Here is an 18,129-nt window from a genome sequence, read left to right on the forward strand (position 1 = left end):
GGACCTAAGTGGGAGGGCGGTCATGTTAGCCGATAACTTTCACGCGTAAATCGCCGGAAATTTGACGCTTTCCGGCCGGGTTGGCTTGCACGTGGCCTTCACGCACCCGTCACTATGGTCGCGCGCTTTGCAGGGGGAAACATCGCGTTATGGATGCGGAAACGGCCACCGACACCGTCGGGCCGCTTTCTCACAACAGCCGGCAGTGCCAGCTGTTGCTCGAGAGCATGTGCGATTGCGCGATCTACACGCTCGATACGGGCGGTCACGTGCGTAGCTGGAATACAGCCTGCGAGCGCATTCACGGCTACGCCGCTGCCGAGGTCATGGGGACGCATTTTTCGTGTTTTTATGCGCGCGAAGATGCCCCGCGCGGCGAGCCGGCACACCTGCTTGAGATCGCCAGACGCGATGGTCGCGCAGCTGCAGAAGGCTGGCGCTTGCGCAAGGATGGCAGCCAGTTCCTGGCCCGCGTGGTGATCGAGCCGGTATTGGAACTCGACGTGCTGATCGGTTTTGCCGTGGTGACCTGCGATATCAGCGAACGCCATGCAGCGCAGCAATCGCAGCAGATGCTGGCGCAGGCGCAACGCAGCCAGGCGCTGGGCCGGTTGACGCGGGGCATGGCGCATGACTTCAACAATCTGCTGACCGTGATGGCGACCAGCCTGGATCTGATCTCACGGCGTGCGGGCGAGGATGCGCGTCTGCGCACCTTGCTGGGTGCTGCGCAGACGGCAGTGGAGCGGGGCACCTTGCTGACCCGCCACGTGCTCGCCTTCGCACGCGGGCAGCAATCGCCTCCGCAACGCCATGCAGTCAATGCAATCGTGACCGGCACGTTGGAATTGCTGCAGCGTGCGTGCCCGACCGGCATTGGCCTCTCGCTTGAATTGGCCCAGACACTGCCGGATGTGCGTATGGATCCAGGTCAATTGGATGCCGCTTTGCTCAACCTGGTCTTCAATAGCTGCGATGCCATGCCCGATGGCGGTACAATCGTGCTGGCCACTGCCGTACAGCGGCGTGCCGCACCGTCCGACCCGCACGTTGCACAGCGCACTTACGTCAGCGTTGCGGTGCGCGATAATGGCAGCGGCATGCCGGCGGATGTCGCGCAGCGCGCTGGCGACGCGTTTTTCACCACCAAGGATGCGGGCACGAATGCCGGCCTGGGCTTGAGCCAGGTGTTCGGCTTCGCGTCCCAATCCGGTGGTTTTGTCGAGCTTGACACCGCACCCGGACACGGCACCACCGTGACCTTGTTTCTCCCGGCCATCGAGGACGCCGAGCATGACTGAATCCCTGCGCTTGCTGATGGTTGAGGACCAAGAAGAGTTACGCGAACTGATCGGCGAGGCACTGCGCGATGCCGGCATTACCGTCGACACCGCCGACGATGGGCACAGCGCATTGCGCATGCTGCGCGAGAGCGGCCCTTACGATGTGGTGTTCAGCGATATCCGCATGCCCAACGGCATGTCGGGCATCGAGCTGAGCGTGCAGGTGACGCAACTGCTGCCGCAGGCGCGCATCATCCTGGCGTCCGGGTTTGCCAAGGCGCAGTTGCCGCCACTGCCGCCGCAGGTGGATTTTCTGCCCAAGCCCTACCGCCTGCGTCAGCTGATCGACATGCTCAAAGGCGTTGCAGCCAACGCGTAAACGTTGGCTGCATCCAGTTCGCGCGGCCGGTTCAACGGCTCTGGTAGTACACCTTGTCGATGGCGATCTCCACCGGCGCGGCCGGTGGATCGGCCACCAGCATGAACATCTGTTTGACCGCCTGCAGATCCAGATCGTAGAACGCACTGAAGGGGATGCTGACTTCATGCCAGGCGCCATCGCGCACCAATCCGTACTGATTGCCGCCCGCGGCGAAGTCCACCCAGCTGTCGCCGAAACTGGTGTTGATGCCGATCTTGAAGGTCGAAGGCGTAGTGGTTTTCACGTGCAGTTTGAGCGTACCACCGGCATACGCTGCCATATTGCGATAGTCGGTCTGGATGCCCAGGCCGTACCAGGCACCGGCATTGGCGCGGTACGCCATTACGTTGCGGCCTTCGAATGGGGCCTGCGCAATCGGGGTGAGGTTGTTCCATAAGTACAGCTCGGCATCCTGGCCGAAGGTCAGCCGCGCGCTGGTATCGCTTTGCTCGGTGAATACACCGAAGCGCCCCACAGGCGCGGCATGTTGCGCGCCGACATACAGTTGTGCGCCGGGGTTTTGATACAGCCGGATGTAATCGATCTCCATCTTGCCCGGTAGCGGCGCGGTCACCGCAGCAGGCGAGGTAATGCCGGTATAGGTGCCGCCCACCGCAAGATTGAGCAGCAGATATTGCTGCTGGTGGAATTCGTGCAACGAGGCGCCTTGGATGTTGGAGATCGCAAATTCGAAGTACTGCTGGCCGTCGATCGACACGCGGATGAATTGCGGGTCCCAGGTCATCCGGTACACATGGAAGTCGTTGTGCAGATCGACCGGGCTGGTATAGCTGGTGTCGTAGTCGGCTTGCGCGCCGTTGTAGTCCCAATGCACGGCCGCGCCGATGCGGCGGTTGGCGGTGCCGGCGGCGATTGCCGCCGCCATGCCGGCCTCCATCAGATCGATTTCGCCGCGGCCGGGCCATACGCCGATCGTGCCCAGCATCCAATACGCCGGCCATAGCCCGTTGCCGACCACCGGCGTCTTGATGCGCGCTTCCAACGTGCCGTATGTGAAGTGCATGCGGCCTTCGGTCTTGAGCCGTGCCGAAGTAAACGGCATGCCCTGAAACGCTTCGCGCCGCGCCTCGATCACCAGCCGGCCATTATCGATACGCGCATTTTCGGCACGGCTGGTGTAGTACTGCATCTCGCCATTGCCCCAGCCGCATAAACCGATCTGGCAGCCGTTACCGACGTCGTAGGTCCATTTGTTGCCGTCGATCCCCGGCCCGTTGAAGTTGTCCTCCCACACCAGGGTTTGCGCCTGCGCACTCGGCGCGAGGGCCATGCCCAACACAACGGCGAACTGCACAGCGACACTGCGTAGCGTGTTCATGCGTGCTTCCCCAAAAGACGGACTCACGTCCGTGGAGAAGCGACGCTGCGCAGGTGCTGCTTCAGTGTCAAAGCAATTGTCGGGCGTGTTTCAGTTCCGTGGTGTTCATTACGGAATAATCCATCATTGGCATGACGGCGGTCGCAAACGCAGTCTGTGCCGTGCTGCGCGGCAACACTTGTCTGCGACCGGCAGGTGCGCGTCCACGCACACCTCAATGCCCCGCGTGCACCGTCCACGCCACCAGTCGTATCACCAATGGCCGCACCACCAAGACGCAACAGAACGCGGTGGGCATCGCAATGCGGTAGGCGTCCAGCACGCGCCATAGATAGCCGGGTGCCAGCCCGGTGTTGGCGCCGGTGATGACCAGGCACATCAGCAAGGCCATGATCGCGGCCATGTAGAACGCGAAGACGAACGGGGTGGCGCGCACACCGAGTTTCCAGCGCGGTCGCGCCAACGGGGAGGAGGGTGGAGATGACGACATGGGGATGACCTCGACTGCCGCACAACCGCGGCGTGAAGGGAACTGTAGAGACGCCACCGCGGCCGGGGTAGATCGCGTAGCCTTGTGGCTTACGTAAGAAAAAATTACGAATCGTTTGGCAATACTTGCCTCAACAATGAACATTCTTCAGTCCATCCGTAGTTTTGTCAGCACCGTCGATGCCGGCAGTATTGCCGGTGGTGCCAAGTTGCTGGGCGTCAGCGCGGCTGCGGTCAGCCAGAACATCGCGCGGCTGGAGCAGCATCTGGGCGTGCGCCTGCTGCACCGGACCACGCGCAGCCTGGCGCTCACCGAGCGCGGCACGCTGTACTTCGAACAGGTGCGGCAGCTGGAGCGCGACCTGGAACGCGCGCGGCAATCGGTCGCCGGTCCGCAGCAGGCTCCGGCCGGGCGCTTGCGCGTGGCCAGCACCGCCGCATTTGCGCGCCATGTGCTCGCTCCGATGTTGCCGGCGCTGCGCCAGCGCTATCCGCAACTGGAGATCGAGCTGTTGTGCACCGACCGCGCCGTGCAGCACGCGCAGGAAAGCGTGGACGTCAGCCTGCGCATCGAAGCGCAGCTGGAAGACGGCCTGGTGGCGCGCTGCATCGCGCAGGTGCCGCTGGTGGTCTGCGCGGCACCGCAGTACCTGGCCCGTTGCGGTACGCCGCAGACCCCGGATGAATTGAAGTACCACCACTGCCTGTTGCTTCGTTACCCGGTCGATGGGCGTTGTCTGCCTTGGAACTTCGTCCGCAATGGCGTGCGCTTCCAGCCGGAGTTGGGCAAGGCGATGGTCAGCGACGATATCGATGCGCTCGCCACCATGGCCGCTGCCGGCGGCGGCATTGCACGATTGGCCGCGTATGTCGTGCAGCCGTATCTGCAGCGCGGTCAGCTGCAGCCGCTGTTTGTGCCCGATCTCGACAGCACCGCCCAGGCGCTGCCGGAACCACTACGCATCTACCTCTGCGTTGCCGACCGCCGCGACTTCACCCCGAAGGTGCGCGCCTTTATGGAGCACGTGCTCGAACGCCTGCCGAAGGAGTGGCGCATTGCCGAGCCGGCGCTGACATCTGCGCCGGCTCAAGCAGCAACCGGGGCATAGCCAGCATCTGAGTTGCAACCCTTTGTGCCCTGCGCTCTGGTCAATAAAGCGCACAAAGGCGTGATGCGTTGACTCGCAAATGCGTGCCAAGTTGCTTGCAAGCGGTCCACTTTGAAAAGTGCAGCGCTCCAAGTCATCGTTCCTGATCAACTACAGCGGCGGCAACTACCGCCGTCGCCGTTGCTCATTCCAGCTTGGACATGACAATCAAGCGCGCCGGCGGCTTTCAGTCAGCGCGTTTGCCATCACCATCGCTCACTCCAGCTTGAGCATCACAATCGAATGCGCCGGCAGCGCAATGCTCAACGCCTTGCCTTGCACGCGCGCTCCCTTGAACGCTTTCGGCTCCACCGTATGTGGCTGGGCGAAGGTGTTGTGCGCGGTGATCGCCGGCGCAGTGAGGATCTGTCCCTCCACGCTGCTCGGCGACAGGCCTTCTACCTGCACGCTCACGCTCGCCGCTGAGTTCGCATCCAGATTGGTCAGCGCGACATACACATGCCCATCCTTGCCCTTGACCGCCGAGCCGTGCACGGCGGGCACATGCACATCGCCGTGACGGTACTCGGGCGTTTGCAATTGCAGTGGCAGGTAGGTGGCGTCCTGGTACGGCTTGTACAGCGCGAACACGTGGTAGGTGGGCGTCAGCACCATCTTGTCGCCGTCGGTGAGAATCATTGCCTGCAGCACGTTGACCATCTGCGCGATATTGGCCATGCGCACGCGCTCGGCATGCGCACTGAAGATGTCGATATTCAACGACGCCACCAGCGCATCGCGCAGGCTGTTTTGCTGATGCAGAAAGCCCGGGTTCGCATCGGGCAGGCCGGCGTACCAGGTGCCCCATTCGTCCACGACCAGCGCCACTTTCTTATCCGGATCGTAGCGGTCCATGATCTCGCTGTGTTTGGTGATCAGCTCGTCCATCACCAGCGTGCGCGACAGCGTATCGATCCAGGCGGCTTCGTCGAAGTTGGTGGACGAGGCGCGCGGCGGCCAACCACCGGGCACGGTGTAGTAGTGCAGGCTCAGGCCGTCCATCAACGTGCCGGCCTCGCGCATCATCACTTCGGTCCAGTGATAATCGTCGTTGTTGGGGCCGGGCGCGATCTTGAGGATCTTCTGATTGGCCGGCGCCTTGACGAAGGTCTGGTAGCGCCGATACACGTCGGCCGCATATTCCACGCGCATATTGCCGCCGCAGCCCCACAGCTCGTTGCCCACGCCGAAGTAGGGCACCTGCCATGGCGCATCGCGGCCATTGGCGCGGCGCTCCTGGGCCAGGCTCGAGCGCGTGGGTGCGGTCATGTATTCGGCCCACTGCGCAATCTCGTCCGGCGCCGCATTGCCCACGTTGCCGGCGATGTAGGCCTGGGTGCCGAGGAGTTCGGTGAAATCCATGAACTCGTGGGTGCCGAACCGGTTCGACTCTTCCACGCCGCCCCAGTGCGTGTTGATGCTGATCGGGCGCTTGGCCGGCGCACCGACGCCATCGCGCCAATGGTATTCGTCGGCAAAACAGCCGCCGGGCCAGCGAATGTTCGGTACTGCAATGGCCTTCAACGCCGCCACCACATCGTTGCGATAGCCACGCGTATTGGGGATGGCCGAGTCCGCGCCGACCCACACTCCGCCATAGATGCCTGTGCCCAGATGCTCGGCGAACTGGCCGAACAGCTGACGCGACACCTGCGCACCGGGCTGGTCCACGCGCAGCGTACCGCTCACCTTGACCTCGGCAGCGGAGGCGACGAGCGCGCTGACGAGCAGGGTGATGCCAGCCATCGAGGGCAACAACGGCCTGCGTGAGCTCTGCATTGCGAAAGACATCCACTGCATGGGCTTGGCGCTCCTGTGCTGGTCGGTTGAGTGGGTCATGCGCTGCCGGTTGGGCACGCGCTGTCTAGCGTAGTGCGTGCAGCGCCGTGCTGTCTGTGTGCATCGGCGCAGTGAGACCCACGCCGGACTAGCATCCGCAGACGAACGCAGCCGCGCATACCTTTGCATGCGATGTGCAGCCGTCAGTCGCCTCGCAGGCCAATCTGTGCGCATCGGCATGGCGGCCAGCTATGCGACACCGCTATGCTCGCCAGCTTCCAGTATCGGCGGGACGATCCATGCAGCGCGTATTCGGGAAGTTGCCAGACGGTGTCGAGGTCCACGCGCTTACGCTGCGCAGCGATTCAGGGCTGGAGGCCGAAGTGCTGACGTATGGCGGCATCTTGCATGCGCTGCGGCTCACCACCGCACAGGGCGTGGTGCCGCTGCTGCTGGCCTTACCGGACTTGCCTGCCTACGCGGCCGACGGCGACAGCCTCAATATCCTGGTTGGCCGCTTCGGCAATCGCATCGCCGGGGCGCGTTACACATTGGATGGCGTCACTCACACGCTGGCAGCCAACGAAGGGCGCAACCAGTTGCACGGCGGCCTACGCGGCTTCGGCCGGCGCGTGTGGAGCGTGCTGGAGCAGACCTCGGATCAGGTGTTGCTGGGCTACGACTCGCTTGATGGCGAAGAAGGCTATCCCGGTAATCTGCAGGTGCGTGCGCGGCTGCAACTGGAGGGACGCAAGCTGCAGCTGGACTTCGAGGCGCAGTGCGATGCCGCCACCCCGTTGAATCTCACCCATCACCCGTACTTCAACCTATCCGGCGACCCGCATCACCACGCTGCCGCGCAGGTGCTGCGCGTGCCGGCCGATCGCTATCTGCCGGTGGATGCCGAATCGATTCCGACCGGCGAGATTGCTTCGATCGCCGGCACGCCGTTCGATTTCCGCATTGCTGCCGCGTTGGCCGACAACACTGATCCATCGCATCCACAAGTGGTGCTCGGCAAAGGCTACGACCAATGCCTGGTGCTGGCAGCCGACGCCGATTGCGTTGCCGAGCTGTATTCGCCGCATAGTGGCGTGGCGCTACGCATCACCAGCGATGCACCGGCGGTGCAACTCTACGAAGGCCAGCATCTGGACGCACATCATCCCGGCCTGGGCCGCGGCGTGTGTCTGGAGCCGCAGGACTACCCGGATGCGCCCAATCACCCCAACTTCCCGTCGACAATCCTGCGACCCGGCGAGATCTACCGTCGCCGCATCGCCTATCACTTCGCCAGCGCTGGCCCGGATCAGCCGTGGGCCACGGTGAACGCTGCGCTGGATGCCTGAGCGCGGGTACCGCAAGGACGGTGAGGCCAAGACGCTGCTGAAGCCAACGCCATCAGCGCGGCCCCAGCACCAGCTCGATCACGAACTTGCTGCCGAAGAACGACAGCACCAGCAGCACCATCGCGGTCAGCGTCCAGTGCACCGCCTTGGTGCCGCGCCAGCCATTGCGCCAGCGGCCGACCAGCAGCGCACCGAACACGATCCACGACAGGATGCTGAGCACGGTCTTGTGCAACAGCCGCTGCGCCAGAAAGTCCTGCACGAACAGCAGGCCGGTCAGCAGGGTCAGGCTCAGCAGAACGAAGCCCACCGTGATCGTGCGGAACAGCAGCGTCTCCAGTTCGGTCAACGGCGGCAAGGCGCGCAGCCAGGTGTGGAAGTTGCGTCGGCGCAGCGCGCGTTCCTGCAGCCACAGCATGATCGCCAGCAGCGCAGCGATCCCCAGCGTGGCGTAGGCCAGCAACGCCATCCACGCGTGCAGTTCCAGCCGCCAGCCCAGGTCCGAGCTCGGTTCGTGACCGTAAGCGTGATAGCAGGCCAGCAGAATCGCCGACAGCGGAAACACCACCACCCCCACCGCCGCCATGCGCCCGCGCCCGCCGAACACCGCTGTCAGCGCGGCCATGCCCAGCCCGCACAGCGATAGTGCCGCGAAGAAGTGCATGTCCGGCCCGCCGGCGGTGCGGAATGCCACCAGCACGTGGTACCCGGCGTGCAGCGCCACTGCCGCCAGCGCCGGTATCAACCAGCGTGCAGGCGCCTGGTTGCCATCGCGCAGCACCGAACGGGTGAGCAGCGCGGTGGCCAACAGATACAAGGCGAACGCGATGAGAACGATTGTCATCGTGGAAGTTTCGCACACTGGGGGCTAGCGCCGGAATCGGGAGTCGGGAATCGGAAGAGCGGGCATGCCCAGCCGGGCAGGGCGGCCGATTGGGCTGTGCCGCTATAATCGACGCCCGTTTCCCCTCACGCGGTCCTTTGCGCATGTTCGAGTCCCTTACCCAACGTCTCTCCGGCACCATGGAGCGCCTGCGCGGCCGCGGCCGCCTGACCGAGGAGAACATCCGCGAAGCCACCCGTGAAGTGCGCATCGCATTGCTCGAAGCTGACGTCGCATTGCCGGTGGTACAGGCGCTGATCGAACGCATCAAGGTGCGCGCGGTCGGTCAGGAAGTGCTCAAGTCGCTGACCCCAGGCCAGGCGCTGATCAAGATCGTCCGCGACGAACTGACCGCGGTCATGGGCGCGGCCGCCACCGACCTCAACCTCAACGTGCCGGCGCCGGCGATCATCCTGATGGCGGGCCTGCAGGGTGCGGGCAAGACCACCACGGTCGGCAAGCTCGCCAAGCACCTGAAGGAAAAGCGCAAGAAAAGGGTCATGGTGGTCTCGGCCGACGTCTATCGCCCGGCCGCGATCGAGCAGCTCAAGACCCTGGCCGAACAGGTCGGCGTGCTGTTCTTCGCCTCCGACGCTTCGCAGAAGCCGGTGGACATCGTGCGCGCCGCCATCAGTGACGCGCGCAAGTCGTTCGTCGACGTGCTGCTGGTCGATACCGCCGGTCGCCTGGCGATCGATGCGGCGATGATGGACGAGATCAAGGCACTGCATGCCGCGGTCAACCCGACCGAAACCCTGTTCGTGGTCGATGCGATGACCGGCCAGGACGCGGCCAACACCGCCAAGGCCTTCGGCGAAGCGCTGCCGCTGACCGGCGTAGTACTGACCAAGACCGATGGCGACGCCCGTGGCGGTGCCGCGCTGAGCGTGCGCTACATCACCGGCAAGCCGATCAAGTTCGTCGGCACCGGCGAAAAGACCGACGGCCTGGACGTGTTCCATCCCGACCGCGTCGCCAGCCGCATCCTGGACATGGGCGATGTGCTGTCGCTGGTGGAGCAGGTCGAGCAGAGCGTCGATCAGGAAAAGGCTGCCAAGCTCGCCGCCAAGGTCGCCAAGGGCAAGAAGTTCGACCTCAACGACATGAAGGAACAGCTCGAGCAGATGCAGAACATGGGCGGCATCCATGGGCTGATGGACAAGCTGCCGGGCATGGGCCAGATCCCGGACAACGTCAAGCAGCAGGTCACCGGCAAGGAAGTGCCGCGCATGATCGCGATCATCAATTCGATGACCAAGAAAGAGCGCCGCAACCCGGCCCTGCTCAACGGCTCGCGCCGCTCGCGCATCGCGCGTGGCTCGGGCATGCTGCCGGCCGACGTCAACAAGCTGATGAAGCAGTATCAGCAGATGGAAAAGATGATGGGCAAGCTGGCCGGCGGCGGCATGAAAGGCCTGATGCGTAACATGAAGGGCATGATGGGCGCCATGGGCGGCCGCGGCGGCATGCCGTTCCGCTGAGTTCAGTAATGCGCTGACGCGGCCGCCGTGCCGCCGCACTGGCCCTGCACTGGCAATGTAGGGCATCGCGCAGATGCAGCTGCGATTGCGTGGATGCAGTCATAGGTTCAGATCAAACGCTGCGTGGGTCGAGGGCGCGGTGCCCTCACCGCTCGCGGGACACGCCGTGAACCCATCCCTGGGGGCTCGGTGGCGGCATCCATGCCGCCACACGGTCCCGCAAGCGGTGAGGACACCGCGCTAGAGAGTGAGTCGTTGCTTTGAGAAGAGCTACGCACACCGACCATCTTGACTGGTCCTTGCCCGCTCACCGTCGCGGGACCTTACGCGGCATGGATGCCGCGTAAGAGCCTACATGGACGTACTTGCGGCGTGTCCCGCGATGGTGGGCGGGCAAGGGCCCTGCAGCCATGCCGCAGATCAGCCGGCCTGCATTAGACTGACGTGAAGTAGTTTTGTAGGCGGCTCTTAGTCGAGGTAACCATGACCGATAACCGCATGTATTTCGCAAACGATGAAGACGCTGCACTGCAGGCGGCCTACGCCGCAGCGCGCGACACCTTCAAGTTTTTCTGGCGCGAACTGTCCTGGGAATACCGCCGCATCGTGCCGGGCCTGGAGATGGCGGCGGTGAAACTGCCTTTCGCCACCGATGCTTCCGCGGCTGATGCGCCTTCGCACGAGCACATGTGGATCTCCGACGTGCAGTTCGATGGCGAGCAGGTCTCCGGCAGCCTGCTCAACGATCCGGAATGGATCGCAGGACTCACTGCCGGTGACGCCGTGTCTGCACCGATCACCGACCTGGAAGACTGGATGTACGTAGTCGATGGCCAGGTCTACGGCGGCCATACCATTGCAGCGATGCGTCGCACGATGTCGCAGGACGAACGCGCCGAGCACGACGCTGCGTGGGGCCTGGACTTCGGTGAGCCGGGCGTAGTGCGCCTGGTGCCTGCGCCTGTGCCGGAGCGCAAAAGCGGCTTGTTCGGCAAGATGTTCGGTAGCAAGCCGGCTCAGGTCGCTGCGACGGAACAGGCTCCATCCGAGCGCGAGCATCCGATGAGCGAGAACATGGGCGCAAAGTTCGACGAAGGCCTGCGCGATCAGCCGGACATGGTGCATTTCCGCGACGACGCCGGTTGGACGCTCCTGCAGCGCGATGCGTTGGCGGGCAACTATCAGCCGGTGTCATTGTTGCTGAAGCACGGCGCGGATGCGTCGCTGCGCACGCCATCGGGCAAGACGGCATTGGATCTGGCTCGACAGATGCAATGGCCCAGAATCGTGCAGCTTCTCGAAGGCGATCACTGAGGTGTCGGTGACACCGTCGCTTGCGTCGGATGGCCGGTACGCAAACGTCGCGCGTTTTTGCCGGCGTTTTGGCTTAGGCGCTCCCATTCTGCTCAGCCCCATGGCCGGCGCTTGCCCGGTGCCGTTGTCGATGGCGGTTGCCGAAGCCGGTGGCATGGGCGCGATGGGTGCGGTGTTGTCGCAGCCGCAGGAGATCGTGGCATGGATGATGGCGTTTCGTGACGCGAGCACCGGGCCTGCGCAGATCAATCTATGGATTCCCGATCCTGCACCGGTACGCAACGCAGATGCGGAAGCGCGCATGCGGGAATTTCTATCGCAGTGGGGGCCGCCAGTTTCTGCAGCCGCTGCCGACGCAACGCCAGCCGACTTCGACGCACAGTTCGAGGCCTTGCTCGCCGCGCGTCCTGCGGTTGCCTCATCGATCATGGGGCTGTTTCGGCCCGATCAGGTTGCGCGTTTGAAGGCTGCCGGCATCGCCTGGTTCGCCTGCGCCACCACACTGGACGAAGCGCTTGCGGCACAGGCCGCAGGTGCCGATGCGGTGGTCGCACAAGGGGCCGAAGCCGGTGGGCATCGTGGCGCCTTCGATGCCAGCCAGGCCGAGCGCCAGACGACCGGATTGTTCGCCTTGTTACCGCGACTGGTCGATCACCTGCACATCCCGGTGATCGCCGCAGGCGGCATCGCCAGCGCACGCGGCATTGCTGCGGCGCTCACACTGGGCGCAAGTGCAGTGCAGATCGGTACCGGCCTGCTGCGTACGCCCGAGGCTGCGCTGCCGAGCGCCTGGGCCGACGCACTGACGCAGGCCGAACCGGAACAGACCCAGCCGACCCGTGCATTCTCCGGCCGGCTGGGTCGTGCGCTGATCACGCCATATCTGCGTGCCGCCAGTGCTGCAGATGCGCCGCCGCCAGCACCGTATCCGGTGCAGCGCGCGCTGACCGCGCCGATGCGCCAGGCCGCAACGCGCGACAACCGCCTGGATGCCATGCAGGCCTGGGCCGGCCAATCGGCCTGGATGGCGCCCGCGCAGCCCGCCGCGCAGGTGGTCACGCAGTGGTGGGCTGACGCGCAGGCGCTGTTATGTCGGTGATCTTCTGCAATGGCGTGCCCGCCAGCGCGGAGCAGCTCGGGGCTGCCGCGCTGATCAACTACGGCCACTTCACCACGCTACAGGTGCGCAGTAGTGCCGCGCTCGGGCTGGACCTGCATCTGCAGCGGCTGCAGCAGGGCAGTCGCACGTTGTTCGGCATGGAGCTGGCGCAGGAGGTGGTGCGTCTGCAAATGCACGTCGCGCTGGAAGCCTCGGCAATGGCCGATGCCAGCCTGCGCGTCACCGTGTTCGCGCAGGATTACGACTTTCGCGATCCCTTGCGCGAGGTCGCGCTGGACGTGCTGGTTGCGGTGTCGCCGCCAGCGGACATGCCCGAGACCGGGCTGCGCGTGCAGGTGACCAGCTATGTACGCGATCAGCCCGAGCTCAAGCATGTCGGGACATTTCCGCTGTTGCGTCTGCGCCGGTTGGCCATGAATACCGATCACGACGATGTCGTGTTGCAGGATCCGCAGGGCAGGGTGCTGGAGGGCGCGTTCTGGAATCTGGGTTTGTGGGAGCGCGGCGGCGTGGTCTGGCCGCAGGGCCCGGCCTTGCTGGGAACGCGTCAGCAATTGCTGCAGACCGGGCTGGAAACGCTGGGGATCAGCCAGATTCGGCGGCAGGTGCAACTAGACGAACTGGATCGTTTCGATGGCGCCTTCGCCTGCAATGCGCGTGGGCAGCAGGCGATCGTGGCGATGGGGCCGGCCCGCTGGGGCCCACATGCAGCCCAGCTGCCATTGCTGGAGCAGGCCCTGCAAACCCATGCCTGGCAAGCGATCTGAGGCTTGGCGCGGGGAGTTCACAGGGTGACTTGGCTTCGCCGCCGGTGCCCGCTATAATCGCTGGCTTACCGCGCCACTCTGGCGACTGGGCAACTCAGGAAAACGACACCATGGTCAAGATTCGACTGACCCGCGGCGGCGCCAAGAAGCGTCCGTTCTACCACATCATCGTGACCGACGTGCGCAGCGCGCGCGACGGCCGCAACATCGAGCGTCTGGGTTACTACAACCCGGTTGCCCAGGGCGCAGAACCGCGCGTCGTGCTGGATATCGCGCGCGTCGACCATTGGGTCGGCCAGGGCGCACAGCTGACCGACAAGGTGCGTAACCTGTATCGCGAAGCATCCAAGCCTCAGGCCGCTGCGGCCTGATTTGGGAGGGCCGAGCACATCGCTCGGCCTAGCTGACGCAAATGAAACAGACCGAGCGCCGTATCCTGCTGGGCAGGGTTGCCGGCGCTTTCGGTGTCAAGGGCGAACTCAAGATCGAGTCCTGGACCGAGCCGCGTAGCGCAATCTTCCGGTACCAACCGTGGATTCTGCGTACGCCCTCGGGTGAGGAGTCGACACTGAGCGGAGCGCGCGGGCGCGATCAGGGCAAGCATCTGGTTGCAACATTCCCCAACGTTTCCGATCGCGACACCGTCGAAGCCATGCACGGGATCGAGATTTACGTCTCGCGCAGCGTGCTGCCGCCACCCAAGCCCGATGAATATTATTGGGTGGATCTGGAAGAGCTGCAGGTGGAAACCGTCGAGGGCGTCAAGCTCGGCACGGTGTCGCATCTGTTCTCTACCGGCTCCAATGACGTGATGGTGGTACGCGGCGATCGCGAACGGCTGGTGCCGTTCGTGCTGCCGGATTTCGTCAAGTCGGTCGACTTCGAAGCCAACTTGATCGTGGTGGACTGGGATCCGGATTTCTGATCAAAGCGGTGCTTCGGCTCCGCTCTTGCTCTACCCATTCCCCAATCCCGACTCCCGATTCTCCAGTGCGCATCGACGTCATCAGCCTGTTCCCCGAGTTCATCGCGCAATGCGCGGCGTTCGGCGTGGTCGGGCGGGCCCAGGAGCGTGGCTTGCTGGAACTGCAGGGCTGGAATCCGCGTGACCATGCGCAGGGTAACTACCGTCGTGTGGACGACCGTCCGTTCGGTGGTGGGCCCGGCATGGTGATGTTGATCGAGCCGTTGCGGGCCTGTCTGGCTGCGGTGCAAGCCGCAGACACGCGTCCTGCACCGGTGATCTACCTCAGCCCGCAGGGGCGGCCGCTCACCCAGCCGCTCGCCCGTGAGTTAGCGCAGTCGCCACGCATGGTGTTGTTGTGCGGGCGCTACGAAGGCGTGGACGAGCGGTTTCTGGCGCAGGCGGTGGATATGGAAATCTCCATCGGCGACTACGTGTTGTCCGGTGGCGAGCTTGGCGCAGCGGTGCTGGTGGATGTGGTGACGCGGTTGCAGGAGGGCGTGTTGAACGACGCCGAATCTGCGGCCCAGGACAGTTTCGAAGGCCCGCAGGGTCTGCTGGACTGCCCGCACTACAGCCATCCCTCGACCCATGACTGGGGCGATGTGCCGGATGTGCTGCGCTCGGGCAATCACGCTGCGATTGCGCGCTGGCGCCGGCAGCAGTCGCTGGGCCGGACCTGGCTGCGTCGGCCTGACCTGCTCGACGAGGCCGGGTTGGACAAGAACGATCGCCGCTTGCTGGAGGAGTTTCGTCGCGAACTCGCCTCAGGCGACGATAAACCCGGTGACAAGAAATAAGGGCTTACCCCTAGCTCTTGCCACTTTGGTTGGGGTATAATGTGCGGCTTGCTGGCCAGCCTTGCGTCTGGCCCTCCTACGAACCTCGAGCAATCGCCGTGCGGCGACTGCCGGTCCAATATCACCAGACACGCGGTGCCCATCATGAGCAAACTCAACAAGACCATCCTGGCTGACTTCGAAGCCGCCCAGATTCAGCGCCAGCTGCCGGAATTCAACCAGGGCGACACCGTTGTGGTGAACGTCAAGGTGAAGGAAGGCAACCGCGAGCGCGTGCAGGCCTATGAGGGCGTCGTGATCGGTACCAAGAATGCCGGCCTGAACTCCGCGTTCACCGTCCGCAAGATCTCGCACGGCTTCGGCGTCGAGCGCGTGTTCCAGACCCACAGCGCCATCATCGACTCGGTCGAAGTGAAGCGCCGCGGCAAGGTTCGCGCCGGTAAGCTGTACTACCTGCGTGGTCTGGAAGGCAAGGCTGCCCGCATCAAGGAAGATCTGGCCGCTGCTGCACAGGCCAAGGCTGCTCGCCAGGCTGCTGCCAAGGCTCAGTAAGTCACACTGGCAGGTTGTTTCTGCCACTGCCAAACGGCCGCCTTCGGGCGGCCGTTTGCGTTATGGGAATCGGGAATCGGGATTCAGGAATCGGCAGGTGGTGATCCCACAACGTTCGCGGGAACGTGTGGGCGCGCAAGCGTCTGTTCTCCGCACTGCCAGTCGACATCAGCGCTGGCGAGGCCGCGGCAATTCCGTCAACGGTGCCGTATCGGCGACCGGCGAAGCCGGGTGTGCCGGAACCTCCGCAGCGGCCGCCAGCTCTGCCGGATCTGCAGGCGTGGTCAACATGCGCGCCTTGCGCCAGCCGCCCCAGCGGTAATACGCCAGCGACAGCAGCATCGAGCAGACCGAACTGATCGGAAGACTCCACCAGATGCCGTCGGCTCCCAGATGCGGGATCAAGGCGTTCGCCAGCGGCACGCGCACACCCCACAGACCGAATGCCAGGATCAGCAGTGGCGGGATCACCGCGCCGGTCGCGCGCACCACGCCGGAAATCACGAAGCTCACGCCGAACAGCAGGAACGACCAGATGCCGATGTGATTGAGATGCCGCGCCACTTCCAGCGTCGGGCTGTCGGTGGGCAGGAACAGCGCGAGTGTCCAGTGATCGAACAGGATCAGCAGCACGATCAGAATGCCGGTCATCAAAAAGTTGGCGACGATGCCGGTGCGTGCGGTCGCATCCACGCGATTCCACAAGCCCGCGCCCACATTCTGCGCCGCCATCGTGGAGCAGGCAGCGCCCAGTGCCATCGCCGGCATCTGCACATACGTCCATAGCTGCAGCGCTGCGCCGTAAGCGGCTGCAGTGTCGGTGCCGAAGCCGTTGACCAGCGTCATCATCGCGATCATGGACAGCGAGATCAGCACCATCTGCAGGCCCATCGGCACGCCTTTGACGATGAGTGCGCGCAGGATCGTCGGCGAGATCCGGAACAGCTGCAGATCACCGCCCCCCAGCCACAGGACGTGGCGTTTTTTGCGTAAATACAGCAACAAACCGCCGAGTGCGACCACCTGCGCCAGCAGCGTGGCCCAGGCCGCACCGGCAATGCCGAGTGCCGGAAACGGGCCGAGACCGAAGATCAGCAATGGGTTGAACACGATGTCCAGCACCACCGACACCAGCAAGAAGCGGAACGGTGTGCGCGCATCGCCGGTGCCGCGCAGTGCCGCCGACAAAAACGCGAACACATAGATCAGCGGCATCGCCAGGAAGATGACGCGCAGGTACTCCTCGGCCAATGTCTGCGACGCCGGTGGTGTGCCCATCGCGGTCAATAGATGCGGCGCCAGAAACCAGCCGAAGACCGCAATCGCTGCCGACAGGCCGCCGAAGAAACTGGCGCTGGTGCCCATGACCTTGCGTGCCTGCGCGATGTCGCGCGCGCCCATCGCCTGGCCGATCAGGATGGTCGAGGCCATGCCGATGCCGAACACCGAGCCGATCAGGAAGAACATGATGCTGTTGGCGTTGGCTGCGGCAGTCAGTGCCGCCTCGCCGAGATAGCGGCCCACCCAGATCGCATTGATCGAGCCGTTGAGCGATTGGGCGATGTTTCCCGCCAGGATCGGCAGTGCGAACAGCAGCAGATTCTTGCCGATCGGGCCTTCGGTCAGGACAGCGGATTTGGGCATTGCAGACACGCCGTGGTGCGGAAGCTGCGAACACTAGCATTGGCATGTGTGCCGCGTGCGGTCGCCTGGCGAATCTCAACAGCGGTGGAAGAGCGAGCTCGCCAGGCCGATGTCACGGGGCACCACACGGGCCATGCAGCTCTGTCTGTATCGGTCAGCCAGTGTGTGGCAGGCAGGCTGGATCTGGCAGGTGGTGGCGCTTGAGTTCTGGCGCGGTTGCCCAGATATTTCTCGCTCGATGCAGCCGGTTGCGACGCGCCGATGCAGCGACGATCACCACACCGGCATGCAGCCCATGGACCCAACGGCAAGCACAACGCGATGACTCAATTGGTGGAACAAGCGACGACGGTCAGGCTGGATGTCTGGCTGTGGGCGGCACGCTTCTTCAAGACCCGCAGCCTGGCCAAGACGGCGGTGGACAACGGCAAGGTGGATGTCGCCGGCCAGCGGCCCAAGCCGTCGCGTGCGGTACGCCAGGGCGAGCAGTTGCGCATCGACCGTGGCGGTGAAATCTTCGAGATCACGGTTGCCGCGTTAAGCGACGTGCGCGGCCCGGCACCGGTCGCGCAGGCGCTGTACGTGGAAAGCGATGCCTCACGCGAGGGACGTACGCAATGGCGTTTGCAACGCGTTGCCGAGCGTACCGGCTATCGGGCGCCCATCGGCAAACCGGACAAGCGTGCGCGTCGGCTGATCACTGCGCTGGGCGACATCGACGCGTTGTAGCGCTGCGTGGGCTGTCCGCTGCGAATCGGCTGACGGAAACAAAAAACGCCTGGGCCTCCCTCATGTT

The 18,129-nt window shown here is 64.2% G+C and carries 18 protein-coding genes; 13 read left to right on the plus strand and 5 right to left on the minus strand.

Annotation, left to right across the window (positions count from 1 at the left end; genetic code table 11):
* The first annotated feature begins 149 nt into the window (after positions 1-149).
* A complete protein-coding gene (locus tag ABS769_RS02220) occupies positions 150-1,301 on the plus strand; it encodes a two-component system sensor histidine kinase NtrB (protein WP_350498050.1) in 1,152 nt (383 codons plus the stop codon).
* A complete protein-coding gene (locus ABS769_RS02225; protein WP_317060205.1) occupies positions 1,294-1,662 on the plus strand; it encodes a response regulator in 369 nt (122 codons plus the stop codon). Before ABS769_RS02220 ends, ABS769_RS02225 begins: the two co-directional genes overlap by 8 nt.
* 31 nt (positions 1,663-1,693) lie before the next feature.
* On the opposite strand, the gene ABS769_RS02230 is transcribed toward ABS769_RS02225, so the two are convergent.
* Together ABS769_RS02230 and ABS769_RS02235 are read right to left on the minus strand one after the other, a co-directional pair.
* Entirely contained in the window at positions 1,694-3,043 is a 1,350-nt protein-coding gene (locus ABS769_RS02230) for a glycoside hydrolase family 16 protein (protein ID WP_350498051.1), read from the minus strand.
* Positions 3,044-3,257: 214 nt separating this feature from the next.
* A complete protein-coding gene (locus ABS769_RS02235) occupies positions 3,258-3,533 on the minus strand; it encodes a DUF2798 domain-containing protein (protein WP_023903163.1) in 276 nt (91 codons plus the stop codon).
* A 136-nt stretch (positions 3,534-3,669) separates the two neighbouring features.
* On the opposite strand from ABS769_RS02235, the gene ABS769_RS02240 reads away from it, so the two are divergent.
* Positions 3,670-4,641, plus strand: coding sequence for a LysR family transcriptional regulator (locus tag ABS769_RS02240; RefSeq protein WP_317060202.1), 972 nt, complete (start codon positions 3,670-3,672; stop codon positions 4,639-4,641).
* 255 nt (positions 4,642-4,896) lie between these two features.
* On the opposite strand, the gene ABS769_RS02245 is transcribed toward ABS769_RS02240, so the two are convergent.
* Entirely contained in the window at positions 4,897-6,471 is a 1,575-nt protein-coding gene (locus ABS769_RS02245) for an alpha-N-arabinofuranosidase (protein ID WP_434801678.1), read from the minus strand.
* A gap of 287 nt (positions 6,472-6,758) precedes the next feature.
* On the opposite strand from ABS769_RS02245, the gene ABS769_RS02250 reads away from it, so the two are divergent.
* Complete coding sequence (locus ABS769_RS02250; RefSeq protein WP_350498053.1) at positions 6,759-7,808, plus strand: aldose epimerase family protein; 1,050 nt, start codon at positions 6,759-6,761, stop codon at positions 7,806-7,808.
* 52 nt (positions 7,809-7,860) lie between these two features.
* On the opposite strand, the gene ABS769_RS02255 is transcribed toward ABS769_RS02250, so the two are convergent.
* Positions 7,861-8,652 carry a cytochrome C assembly family protein gene (locus tag ABS769_RS02255; protein WP_350498054.1) on the minus strand — a complete coding sequence of 264 codons (792 nt, stop codon included), beginning with the start codon at positions 8,650-8,652 and terminating at the stop codon, positions 7,861-7,863.
* Positions 8,653-8,795: 143 nt separating this feature from the next.
* Here ABS769_RS02255 and ffh point away from each other — a divergent pair, with 143 nt between their 5' ends.
* The 8 genes from ffh to rplS all read left to right on the plus strand — a co-directional run bounded on the left by ffh (position 8,796) and on the right by rplS (position 15,689).
* On the plus strand, positions 8,796-10,172 hold the full coding sequence (gene ffh / locus ABS769_RS02260; RefSeq protein ID WP_350498055.1) for a signal recognition particle protein: 1,377 nt from the start codon (positions 8,796-8,798) through the stop codon (positions 10,170-10,172).
* 483 nt (positions 10,173-10,655) lie between these two features.
* Positions 10,656-11,486, plus strand: coding sequence for a DUF2314 domain-containing protein (locus ABS769_RS02265; RefSeq protein ID WP_350498056.1), 831 nt, complete (start codon positions 10,656-10,658; stop codon positions 11,484-11,486).
* 7 nt (positions 11,487-11,493) lie between these two features.
* Complete coding sequence (locus tag ABS769_RS02270; protein WP_434801677.1) at positions 11,494-12,585, plus strand: NAD(P)H-dependent flavin oxidoreductase; 1,092 nt, start codon at positions 11,494-11,496, stop codon at positions 12,583-12,585.
* Complete coding sequence (locus tag ABS769_RS02275; protein WP_350498058.1) at positions 12,576-13,373, plus strand: aminotransferase class IV family protein; 798 nt, start codon at positions 12,576-12,578, stop codon at positions 13,371-13,373. Before ABS769_RS02270 ends, ABS769_RS02275 begins: the two co-directional genes overlap by 10 nt.
* Positions 13,374-13,483: 110 nt before the next feature.
* Positions 13,484-13,744, plus strand: coding sequence for a 30S ribosomal protein S16 (rpsP, locus tag ABS769_RS02280; protein ID WP_006449156.1), 261 nt, complete (start codon positions 13,484-13,486; stop codon positions 13,742-13,744).
* 41 nt (positions 13,745-13,785) lie between these two features.
* Positions 13,786-14,298 (plus strand): ribosome maturation factor RimM, encoded by a 513-nt coding sequence (rimM, locus tag ABS769_RS02285; RefSeq protein WP_055818725.1) that lies wholly within the window; start codon positions 13,786-13,788, stop codon positions 14,296-14,298.
* Between the two features lie 65 nt (positions 14,299-14,363).
* A complete protein-coding gene (trmD, locus tag ABS769_RS02290) occupies positions 14,364-15,137 on the plus strand; it encodes a tRNA (guanosine(37)-N1)-methyltransferase TrmD (RefSeq protein WP_317060194.1) in 774 nt (257 codons plus the stop codon).
* 144 nt (positions 15,138-15,281) lie between these two features.
* Positions 15,282-15,689: a 50S ribosomal protein L19 gene (gene rplS, locus ABS769_RS02295; protein WP_006449159.1), complete on the plus strand. Its 408-nt coding sequence runs from the start codon at positions 15,282-15,284 to the stop codon at positions 15,687-15,689.
* 168 nt (positions 15,690-15,857) lie between these two features.
* Here rplS and ABS769_RS02300 read toward each other — a convergent pair whose 3' ends face one another.
* The gene (locus ABS769_RS02300) at positions 15,858-17,333 is read right to left on the minus strand and encodes an MATE family efflux transporter (protein ID WP_317060192.1); all 1,476 of its coding nucleotides are present in this window, start codon (positions 17,331-17,333) and stop codon (positions 15,858-15,860) included.
* 321 nt (positions 17,334-17,654) lie between these two features.
* Between ABS769_RS02300 and ABS769_RS02305 the strand changes: the two genes are divergently transcribed.
* Positions 17,655-18,062 carry an RNA-binding S4 domain-containing protein gene (locus tag ABS769_RS02305; protein ID WP_006449161.1) on the plus strand — a complete coding sequence of 136 codons (408 nt, stop codon included), beginning with the start codon at positions 17,655-17,657 and terminating at the stop codon, positions 18,060-18,062.
* Positions 18,063-18,129: the final 67 nt, after the last annotated feature.

This window comes from Xanthomonas hortorum (genome assembly GCF_040279205.1).
Lineage (GTDB): Bacteria > Pseudomonadota > Gammaproteobacteria > Xanthomonadales > Xanthomonadaceae > Xanthomonas > Xanthomonas hortorum_F.

Excerpts from the sequence above, each read along its gene's own strand:
- ABS769_RS02245 (WP_434801678.1), bottom strand. The coding sequence starts at position 6,471 with ATGTCTTTCGCAATGCAGAGCTCACGCAGGCCGTTGTTGCCCTCGATG.
- ABS769_RS02265 (WP_350498056.1), top strand. The coding sequence starts at position 10,656 with ATGACCGATAACCGCATGTATTTCGCAAACGATGAAGACGCTGCACTG.
- ABS769_RS02300 (WP_317060192.1), bottom strand. The coding sequence starts at position 17,333 with ATGCCCAAATCCGCTGTCCTGACCGAAGGCCCGATCGGCAAGAATCTG.
- ABS769_RS02225 (WP_317060205.1), top strand. The coding sequence starts at position 1,294 with ATGACTGAATCCCTGCGCTTGCTGATGGTTGAGGACCAAGAAGAGTTA.
- ABS769_RS02305 (WP_006449161.1), top strand. The coding sequence starts at position 17,655 with ATGACTCAATTGGTGGAACAAGCGACGACGGTCAGGCTGGATGTCTGG.
- ABS769_RS02220 (WP_350498050.1), top strand. The coding sequence starts at position 150 with ATGGATGCGGAAACGGCCACCGACACCGTCGGGCCGCTTTCTCACAAC.
- ABS769_RS02235 (WP_023903163.1), bottom strand. The coding sequence starts at position 3,533 with ATGTCGTCATCTCCACCCTCCTCCCCGTTGGCGCGACCGCGCTGGAAA.
- ABS769_RS02250 (WP_350498053.1), top strand. The coding sequence starts at position 6,759 with ATGCAGCGCGTATTCGGGAAGTTGCCAGACGGTGTCGAGGTCCACGCG.
- rplS (WP_006449159.1), top strand. The coding sequence starts at position 15,282 with ATGAGCAAACTCAACAAGACCATCCTGGCTGACTTCGAAGCCGCCCAG.
- ABS769_RS02230 (WP_350498051.1), bottom strand. The coding sequence starts at position 3,043 with ATGAACACGCTACGCAGTGTCGCTGTGCAGTTCGCCGTTGTGTTGGGC.
- ABS769_RS02275 (WP_350498058.1), top strand. The coding sequence starts at position 12,576 with ATGTCGGTGATCTTCTGCAATGGCGTGCCCGCCAGCGCGGAGCAGCTC.
- rpsP (WP_006449156.1), top strand. The coding sequence starts at position 13,484 with ATGGTCAAGATTCGACTGACCCGCGGCGGCGCCAAGAAGCGTCCGTTC.
- ABS769_RS02240 (WP_317060202.1), top strand. The coding sequence starts at position 3,670 with ATGAACATTCTTCAGTCCATCCGTAGTTTTGTCAGCACCGTCGATGCC.
- ABS769_RS02255 (WP_350498054.1), bottom strand. The coding sequence starts at position 8,652 with ATGACAATCGTTCTCATCGCGTTCGCCTTGTATCTGTTGGCCACCGCG.
- rimM (WP_055818725.1), top strand. The coding sequence starts at position 13,786 with ATGAAACAGACCGAGCGCCGTATCCTGCTGGGCAGGGTTGCCGGCGCT.
- ffh (WP_350498055.1), top strand. The coding sequence starts at position 8,796 with ATGTTCGAGTCCCTTACCCAACGTCTCTCCGGCACCATGGAGCGCCTG.